The organism is Stenotrophomonas sp. HMSC10F07 (genome assembly GCF_001807895.1).
Lineage (GTDB): Bacteria > Pseudomonadota > Gammaproteobacteria > Xanthomonadales > Xanthomonadaceae > Stenotrophomonas > Stenotrophomonas sepilia.
In genome coordinates this window covers 1-8,659 of record NZ_KV791414.1, presented here as the reverse complement: position 1 = coordinate 8,659, position 8,659 = coordinate 1, and the positions used below count along the sequence as shown (strand labels likewise).

Here is an 8,659-nt window from a genome sequence, read left to right as displayed (position 1 = left end):
AGCGCGTGACCGACATCATGGCCGAGATCTCCGCGGCCTCGCAGGAGCAGAGCGCAGGCATCGAACAGGTCAGCCAGACCGTGATCCAGATGGACGGCACCACCCAGCAGAACGCCGCGCTAGTGGAAGAAGCCAGCGCCGCGGCGCGCAGCCTGGAACAGCAGGCGAACCGGTTGATCGATGCGGTGGATGTGTTCGACCTGTCGGCCACGGCGACAGCGAAGGACGCGTTGGCGCGCGCGGCCTGAGTGATCCGGTTGCCGGCCAGCGGCCGGCAGCATCCACCGCCGCACGGGTGGCGCCCGGCCGTTGGTCGGGCGATGTCAGGAATCCGTGCGGACCAATGGTCCGCACCCACAAACCGGTCCGCACGCACCGCGGCCCGCAGCGGCCTCGTGGCCGTACACGGTGGTGCAATGCACCGTTGCCGGCATGCACACGGGCGCTGGCCTACCCTTTCGTGGATATTCCCGTCTCCCTCCCCCCTGCTGGAGCCCCTCATGACAGTCCCCGCCTTCGGTCTCGGCACCTTCCGCCTGAAAGACCAGACCGTGATCGACTCCGTGCGCAACGCGCTGGATGCCGGCTACCGCGCCATCGATACCGCGCAGATCTACGGCAATGAAGCCGAGGTCGGCCAGGCCATCGCCGACTCCGGCGTGCCGCGCGAAGCGATCTACCTGACCACCAAGGTCTGGATCACCGCGTTCAAGCGCGAAGCGCTGCTGGCCAGCCTGCGTACCAGCCTGGAAAAGCTGCGCACCGACCATGTCGACCTGGCACTGATCCACTGGCCATCGCCGAACGACAAGGTCGACGTGCCGATGGAGGAGTACCTGACCGCACTGGCCGAGGCCAAGGCACAGGGCCTGACGAAGGCGATCGGCATCTCCAACTTCACCATCGCGCAGACCCGCAAGGCGATCGGCATCCTGGGTGCCGGCGCCATCGCCACCAACCAGATCGAGATCCACCCGTACCTGCAGAACCGCCTGCTGGTGAAATTCCTGCAGGACAACGGCATCCACATCACCGCCTACATGAGCCTGGCCTATGGCGAGGTAATCAAGGACCCGGTGATCCAGGCCATTGCCGGCCGCCACCAGGCCACGCCGGCGCAGATCGCGCTGGCCTGGGCGCTGCAGCAGGGCTTCTCGGTCATTCCGTCCTCGACCAAGCGCGAGAACCTGGCCAGCAACCTGGAGGCAGCAGCGATCCGCCTGACCGACGAAGACATGGCACAGATCGCCAAGCTTGACCGCGGCCATCGCCTGGCCAACCCGGAAGGCATCGCCCCGGCCTGGGATTGATTCCAAGACGGCGCGCAACCGCTCTGGTAGACGCCGACCCTGGTCGGCACAGACGTCTGACCGATCGATGAAACACCGTGCCGACCAAGGTCGGCACCTACCGGTCGGTCAGCGCTCGGCAACACCGCGCAACATATCCAGCACGTCGTGGATGTCCAGTGGCTTGCATAGAAAACCGGCAGCCCCCAGCGCGCGGGCTCTTTCAATCACCTGTACCCGCGTATCCGCACTCATTACAAGAACCGGTGGCGCGCCGGGGTCCCTGGCTACCGACTCCAGCACCTCCCATCCGCTGCAGCCCGGCATGTGCAGATCCAGCAGCACCACATCAGGTCCGAGCGCCATGATCACTTTCCGCGCATCGTGGCCATCATGGCGGGAGCTGAGGCGATGGCCGGCGCTCTGCAGCAGGCGCTCCACCACCTCACGGTTGGTTTCCACGTCCTCGAACAGCAGGCAGTGCAGCGGTCGAACCGATGCTGCATGTGACTGAAGAAGCTGATCAAGGGAAGGAGGAGAGTCCACCTCCAAGGTGGAGGCCACGGTGAAGCGCCACACGAACGAGGCACCGCCTGCTTCACTGCGGCCCACGCTTATCGTTCCGCCCATGGCATCGGAAATCAGCCGAACGATGTACAGCCCCAGCCCGACACCCTGCTCGCAGCGTGCCTCGCCCTGGCTGAGCTGTACGAACGGCGAGAAGATCATCTCCAGATCCGCGTCTTCGATCCCCAAGCCGGAATCGCAGACCTCGATCTGAACCTGCCAGTCGTCACCTGACCGGGCAGCATTGATGGATACCGATACCTCGCCCGCCATAGGGCTGAACTTGATGGCGTTGCAGACGAGATTGGTCACCACCTGTTCGATACGGCCGCCGTCTGCCAGCATCCAGACATCGGGCTCACTCCCATCCAGCTGCAGAAGTACGCCCTTGTCGGCGGCAGCGGGCATGCAGGTCGCCTGTACCCCTTCCATGATCGAACGCAGCGAACAAGGATGAAGCCGCAACTGCAGCCGGCCACCATCGATACTGGCCACGTCCAGTACATCATCGATACGGTGCCTGAGCGCCTGCGCCTGCGTGGCGACCGTCGCCAGTGCATGCCGTTGGGCCACACTTACCGTCCCCACTTCCAGCAGCTGGATCCCACTGATGATGGCGTTCAGCGGCGTCCGCAGCTCGTGGCTCATCGTACTGACGAATCGGCCCTGTGCCTCACGCGAAGCAATGGCACGCAGCGCTATGTCACGCATCGCGGCTACCAGCGACGCCACCACCAGCGGCAACAGGACCGTCAATGCCAGCGCGTAGGCCAGGTAGGCGGGCCGAGAGACCCAGTAACCTTCAGGCGCGGCCCACAGCAATGCCAGCGCAGTCGATGCAATCGCGGGAGCAATTGCCCTGCGGCCATACACCGCGGTGGCGGAGATCACGAGGAAAGGCAGGGCTGCATTGAGCGTCATCAACAGGATGAACGCCGCATTCACCTGGATCGCAACCATTGCCAGGCTGAGCAGAAGGCCTACCCCATCGCACCAGCGGTGGCAGCGCTCCATGCAGAGACTTGCAACGAGTGCCCATGTCACGGATACCGCAAGCAGTGCAACGGCCACCGGCAACGCACGGGCCGCCTCATTGGCCAGAACCGGCTGCGGACCATCCACCCACAGCCAGCACCATAGCACCACCAGTGCCTGCAGCAGCACCCGGAATCCGCTGGCGCGTGGCTCCTGCAGGGACGACAGAAGCCAGGCCAGGCGGTGCATCTCCAGCGCACGGGCTGCCTGCAGCAATGCTGCCGGTGCGGAGGCCTGCGAGGACACACGGGGCTCGTGCACGTCAGCCCCCTTCCATCCGGAAATGCGTCGTCGCACGATGCAGAAGACGCTGCGCAGACAGTGCCAACGCGCATGCCCGCCGCCGCACAGCGCGCGCTTCTGTACCCGAGCGGAGACAGTCACTCAACGCGTCGCAGGCCAGCGCAACTCCGGCGCTGCCCAACGCCGAGGTAACGCTCTTCAAGGCATGCAGGCACGCCAGCTCCTGCTCCATGCCACCGAAGGATTCTTCCTTCGCCATGCTCATCCACTGCGATATCGCCGCGTCCAATGCTGCGGTGAATGATGGGAGCTGGTGAGGCGACGTTGCCGCAATGAGACCCAGCATCGAGCGTTCCCCAAGCTCAGGCCGGTCCATGGCGTGTGGACCTGAGTGCAGCCCAACCCGGGACTTCAAGCTCTGCATCGCCTTCCTCCATCTGTCGCATTCAACACTTGAATGGATGTATTCCTGCGCCCTGTTACGCCTGACTGGAGACCTCAGGCGTCAGCATGCATGACCCACGAGCTACTGCATCCGCTGATGGATCTGTACGAACAACTGTGGAAAGCAGCCACCCAACAGATGCCCTGCAGCCACCGCGAGCATGATTCCGCCTACGATGGCAGCACATCGGGCCGGGAGTGACAGTCGCTTCAGGTCCATGGCACCCAGCATGTAGGCAACGAATGCACTACGCCATCGGAATCCTTTCAAACTTCCCTCATGGACCACCATGCTGACATTGACGCTTCTCCTGCTGCTTTCATGCAGCGTGCTGGTCTTGAAACGCCGCCTGCGCAGCGCTGCACTTCTGGCGACGCTTCCCATGGCCATTGCAGCCAGCGCCAGCCCGCCGATCACGCAATGGCTGCTGGACCGCGCGCAGGACACGCCGCGTGTCACTCAACATGCGCTACATCCACGCACTGTGATCGTACTGCTGGGTGCCGGAATCGATCACGATGCCCATGGCCCCAGGCCCGGGCTGGCCGGTTACAGCCGCCTGATGAGGGCTGCACAGCGTTACCACGAATGCGATCGCACGCGGGAGGTCTGTACGGTGCTTGCCAGCGGAGGCGTCACTGCCAACGGCGATGTCGCTGAGGCCGATGTCTACGCACGCGAACTGATGGCACTGGGCGTGCCCACCGAGCATATCGTCCGCGAGCGCACCAGCGCGAACACCTGGGAGAACGCCAGGAACAGCAGCGCGATCATCGGATATGACAGTTCGCGGGTGGTGCTGGTCACCTCGGGCCTGCATCTCACGCGGAGCTTGATCTACTTCCGTCACTTCGGCGTCGTGGCCGAAGGCCTGCCCAGCGACCGCCTCCGTGCCACCCGGGGGTGGTTGCCCTCCACATTCAATCTATTGCTGGTCGAAGTGATATTGCATGAGCGTATCGGCGTTCTGCGCTACCACCTCTACAACCGGATGGGCTGGAACGATGCCTCCATCGACCCGGTCAGCATCGCGCCTGCAACAACCACCCACGCATCGCCGCACTGACCTCGTCCGGTTTTTCCATCGGCGCCAGGTGCCCGCAATCGGGAACCACCACCAGCTGCGAGTGCGGCACCAACGCGTGCATTTCCTCGCTCACCGCGAGTGGCGTAATGCGGTCATTGGCGCCACACACGATCAACAGCGGATCACGGTAACCGGCCAGCACATCATGACCATCACGGCGTTCCAGCGCGCTCTGGCGCAGGAACACCTCCGCGCCCAGGCGGGTGGTCATGTCACGCACGCGCTGCACCAGCACGTAGTCGTCCAGCCGCGAGGCATCGATGTAGCTGCGCATCAGCACATCGCCGAAGCCGTGGAACTTCCCCGGCAGGCGCACGCTGGCGCGCTGGCTGCGGCGCTGCTCGGCCCGCTCCGGTGAGTCGGGGTGGATCGAGGTGTCGATCAGCGCCAGCTGCAGCACCCGCTCCGGCGCAATGCGCAGGATCTGCTGGGCCACGAAGCCGCCCAGCGAGAACCCGGCCAGCGCAAAGCGCTCCGGTGCCTGCGCCAGCACGTCTTCGGCCACCGCCTGCAGGGTCTCGCCACCGGTCTGGTCGCCCACGGTGCAGTCGGCGATATCGGCCAGGTCGGCCAGCTGCGCGCGCCACAGCTCGGCGTCGTTGAGCAGGCCGGGCAGCAGCAACAGGGGAATACGGTCGGTCATGGGGATATTGTCGCGCCAGCACGGTGACGGAACCATGCCGCAACGGGCGATTGCGTTGTAGAGTCGCGCCATGCTCGGCTGCAGCACAGCCTGTCGAGCATGGCTCGATTCTACAGAAGGCAGCGACACGGACACGACCATGGCAGACCCCTACAACAGCGGCACTCCCACCCCACCCGCGCTGCGCTTCGACGATGCGCTGGTCACCACCGCCTTCGAGCTGCCCGGCCATCGCGTCGTGCGCAACCTGGGTGTGGTGCGCGGCATCACCGTGCGCTCACGTTCGATCGTCGGCAACTTCCTGGGCGGCATCCAGACGCTCTTCGGTGGCAACATCACCATCTACACCGAGCTGTGCGAACAGGCTCGCGAGGAAACCTACCGCGACATGGTCAAGCACGCGCGGCAGCTGGGTGCCAACGCGATCATCGGCATGCGCTACGACGCCACCGATGTGATGACCGGGCTGACCGAAGTGCTGTGCTATGGCACGGCGGTGGTGGTAGAGCCGGTGCGGTGATGCAGCCGCCAAGCGTACGCAAAAGCAGCCGAGCGTAGGCTCGGCTCTACAGGAATTACGCCACCGGCGGCACGTCAGGCACCTCGACCTGCTGCACCGGCAAGGTCACCATCATCACCGTCGGGTCGTCCGGGTCCAGCCTGGTCTTGAATCCCAGGCTCCGGCACATCGCCAGCATGGTGCTGTTTTCGCGCAGCACCTGGCCTTCGACCACGTCCAGGCCCAGCCACTTCGCGTACTCGATCATGATCGCCATCAGCCGCCAGCCGATGCCGTGGCCCTTCAGGTCCGAGCGGATCAGGATGCCGTACTCGCCACGGTGGTAATCGGCATCGGCGTGCAGGCGCACTGCGCCCAGCATCTCGCCGCTGCGCGGTTCGATCGCTACCAGCGCGATCGAGCGCGCGTAGTCGAGCTGGGTCAGGCGCGCGATGAATTCGTGGCTGAAGTGCTTCACCGACTGGAAGAAGCGCAGGCGCAGGTCTTCGTCGCTGACGCGTGCGAAGAACGCGCGGAACAGCGCATCGTCTTCCGGCCGCACCGGGCGGACGAACGCGCGGCCGCCATCGGACAGTTCGATGGTGCGCTCCCACTCCTTCGGGTACGGGAACACCGAGAAGCGCGGATGCCCGCGGCCCTTGTGCAGGATGCGCGACGGTGCCACTGCCACGCGCGCGTCGAGGGCGAGGATGCCCTTGCCGTCGACCAGCAGCGGGTTGATGTCCAGCGTACGCACTTCGGGAATGTCGGCGGCCAGCTGTGCCAGCTTGACCAGTGCCAGCGCCAGTGCGCGCTCGTCGGCGGCGGGCACATCGCCGTAGGCCTTGAGGATGCGCGAAGCGCGGGTCTGGCCGATCAGCTCGTGGGCCAGGCGCAGGTCCAGCGGCGGCAGGGCCAGCGCCTTGTCGTTGATCACTTCGACGGCGGTTCCGCCACGTCCGACCACGATCACCGGGCCGAACGTCGCGTCATCGGCGATGCCGACAATCAGTTCGCGCGCCTTCGGGCGGACGATGGTCGGCTGTACCAGCAGGCCATCGATGCGCGCATCCGACCGCAGCTGGCGCGCACGCGACAGGATCGCGTTGGCCGCGCTCTGCACCGCCGGCAGCGTGGACAGATTCAGGCGCACGCCGTCCACTTCGGACTTGTGCGGAATGTCCGGCGACAGGATCTTCAGCGCTACGGACGCACCGCGTTCCAGCAGTGGCTGCGCCAGGTCCATCGCCTCATGCGCATCGCGCGCATGCATCACCGGCGCGGACGGGATGCCGTAGGCCTTGAGCAGCTCGTGCGTGGCCAGCGGGTCCAGCCACTGCTGGCCGTTGGCCAGCGCGGCATCGACCAGTGCGCGCGCGGTGGCCGTGTCGACGCTGAAGTCCTGCGGCAGGCTGGGCGGCGTTTCCATCAACGCGTTCTGCGCTTCGCGGTAGCGCACCAGGTGCTGGAAGCCCCGTACCGCTTCGGCCTCGGTCGGATAGGTCGGCACTCGTGCTGCGTTGAGCGTGGCGGTGGCCTGGTCGTCGTTGCCCAGCCACACGGCGAACACCGGCTTGTCGCGATGATGGCGCGGGCGCAGGCCGAGCGTGCGGGTGAGGGCCTGCGCCGCGTCGGCGGACGAGGTAAACGCGGTTGGCACGTTGACCACCATCACCGCATCGTTCTCGTTGTCGGCCAGCAGTGCTTCGATGGCCGACGCATAGCGGTCACCATCGGCGTCGACCACGATGTCCACCGGATTGCTGCGCGACCAGCCCTGCGGCAGCACCGCATCGAGCTTCTCCACCGTGCTGTCGGAAAGGGTGGCCAGCGTGCCACGCAGCGCGATCAGTTGGTCCACGGCCAGGCGGCCGACACCGCCGCCATTGCTGAGAATGGCCAGGCGGCGACCGGGAAAGGTGCCCAGCCGCCCCAGCGATTCGGCAGCAGTGAACAGTTCGTCCAGCGCACCCACGCGCAGCAGGCCGGCACGATTGAAGGCCGCACCATACACATCATCGGCACGCGCCAGGGCCTGCACATGGGTATCGCGGCTGCCCGGCTGCACGCGCTCGGCGCGACCGGACTTCACCACCACCACCGGCTTGGCGCGGGCGGCGGCACGCGCGGCCGACATGAACTTGCGCGCGTCCTTGATCTGCTCGACATACAGCAGGATGGCGCGGGTGCGGTAGTCCGTGGCGAAGTAGTCGAGCAGGTCGCCGAAGTCGACGTCCATCGTGTCGCCCAGCGAAACCACGGCGGAGAAGCCCACCGAGCGCGCCACTCCCCACTCCACCAGCGCGGCGGCAATGGCCGAGGATTCGGAGATCAGCGCGAGGTCGCCGGCCTGCGGGAAGTGCGCGGCGATGCTGGCATTGAGTCGCGCGTGCGGCGCGATGACGCCCAGGCAATGCGGCCCGAGGATGCGCAGGCCATGCTTGCGCGCCACCGCCTCTACCTGTGCGGACAACGAACCCGGGCCTTCGCCCAGGTGCGCGGTGAGGATGATCGCCGCCTGCACGCCACGCTCTGCAGCTGTACGCACCACTTGCGGCACGATCGCCGCCGGCGCGGTGATCACCACCAGGTCGGGTACCCAGTCCAGGTCCTTCAAGCGCTTGACCGTGCGGATGCCATCGATCTCGGCGTGCCGCGGGTTGATCCACGCCACCTTGCCGGGGAAGCCGGTGCCGCGCAGGTTGCGCATCACTGCGCGGCCGGCCGAACGCTCACGCGGGCTGCCGCCGATCACCGCGACCGACTGCGGACGGAATACGGACTGCAGGTGGTAGGTACTCATGCGCCTACGGTACCCAAAAAAGGGGACGGAGGGGATCAAGTCGTTTGT

At 65.8% G+C, this 8,659-nt stretch carries 7 protein-coding genes and 1 pseudogene; 4 read left to right on the top strand and 4 right to left on the bottom strand.

The features are described from left to right. Together HMPREF3114_RS21495 and dkgB are read left to right on the top strand one after the other, a co-directional pair. A pseudogene (locus HMPREF3114_RS21495) lies at nucleotides 1–248 on the top strand (methyl-accepting chemotaxis protein); the annotation flags it as partial. Between the two features lie 252 nt (nucleotides 249–500). Further along, on the top strand, nucleotides 501–1,310 hold the full coding sequence (gene dkgB, locus HMPREF3114_RS13695) for a 2,5-didehydrogluconate reductase DkgB (protein WP_053496768.1): 810 nt from the start codon (nucleotides 501–503) through the stop codon (nucleotides 1,308–1,310). A 108-nt stretch (nucleotides 1,311–1,418) separates the two neighbouring features. Here dkgB and HMPREF3114_RS13690 read toward each other — a convergent pair whose 3' ends face one another. Together HMPREF3114_RS13690 and HMPREF3114_RS13685 are read right to left on the bottom strand one after the other, a co-directional pair. Continuing rightward, nucleotides 1,419–3,137 (bottom strand): ATP-binding response regulator, encoded by a 1,719-nt coding sequence (locus HMPREF3114_RS13690; protein WP_070489929.1) that lies wholly within the window; start codon nucleotides 3,135–3,137, stop codon nucleotides 1,419–1,421. Between the two features lie 16 nt (nucleotides 3,138–3,153). Continuing rightward, on the bottom strand, nucleotides 3,154–3,480 hold the full coding sequence (locus HMPREF3114_RS13685; RefSeq protein ID WP_256337647.1) for a hypothetical protein: 327 nt from the start codon (nucleotides 3,478–3,480) through the stop codon (nucleotides 3,154–3,156). A 388-nt stretch (nucleotides 3,481–3,868) separates the two neighbouring features. On the opposite strand from HMPREF3114_RS13685, the gene HMPREF3114_RS13680 reads away from it, so the two are divergent. Then, a complete protein-coding gene (locus tag HMPREF3114_RS13680) occupies nucleotides 3,869–4,645 on the top strand; it encodes a YdcF family protein (protein ID WP_070489923.1) in 777 nt (258 codons plus the stop codon). On the opposite strand, the gene HMPREF3114_RS13675 is transcribed toward HMPREF3114_RS13680, so the two are convergent. Then, entirely contained in the window at nucleotides 4,602–5,309 is a 708-nt protein-coding gene (locus tag HMPREF3114_RS13675; RefSeq protein ID WP_070489922.1) for an alpha/beta fold hydrolase, read from the bottom strand. The two genes, HMPREF3114_RS13680 and HMPREF3114_RS13675, sit on opposite strands and share 44 nt — an antisense overlap. A gap of 139 nt (nucleotides 5,310–5,448) precedes the next feature. On the opposite strand from HMPREF3114_RS13675, the gene HMPREF3114_RS13670 reads away from it, so the two are divergent. Continuing rightward, nucleotides 5,449–5,829 carry a YbjQ family protein gene (locus tag HMPREF3114_RS13670; protein ID WP_005420270.1) on the top strand — a complete coding sequence of 127 codons (381 nt, stop codon included), beginning with the start codon at nucleotides 5,449–5,451 and terminating at the stop codon, nucleotides 5,827–5,829. Between the two features lie 55 nt (nucleotides 5,830–5,884). On the opposite strand, the gene HMPREF3114_RS13665 is transcribed toward HMPREF3114_RS13670, so the two are convergent. Then, nucleotides 5,885–8,611, bottom strand: coding sequence for a bifunctional acetate--CoA ligase family protein/GNAT family N-acetyltransferase (locus HMPREF3114_RS13665; RefSeq protein WP_070489921.1), 2,727 nt, complete (start codon nucleotides 8,609–8,611; stop codon nucleotides 5,885–5,887). Nucleotides 8,612–8,659: the final 48 nt, after the last annotated feature.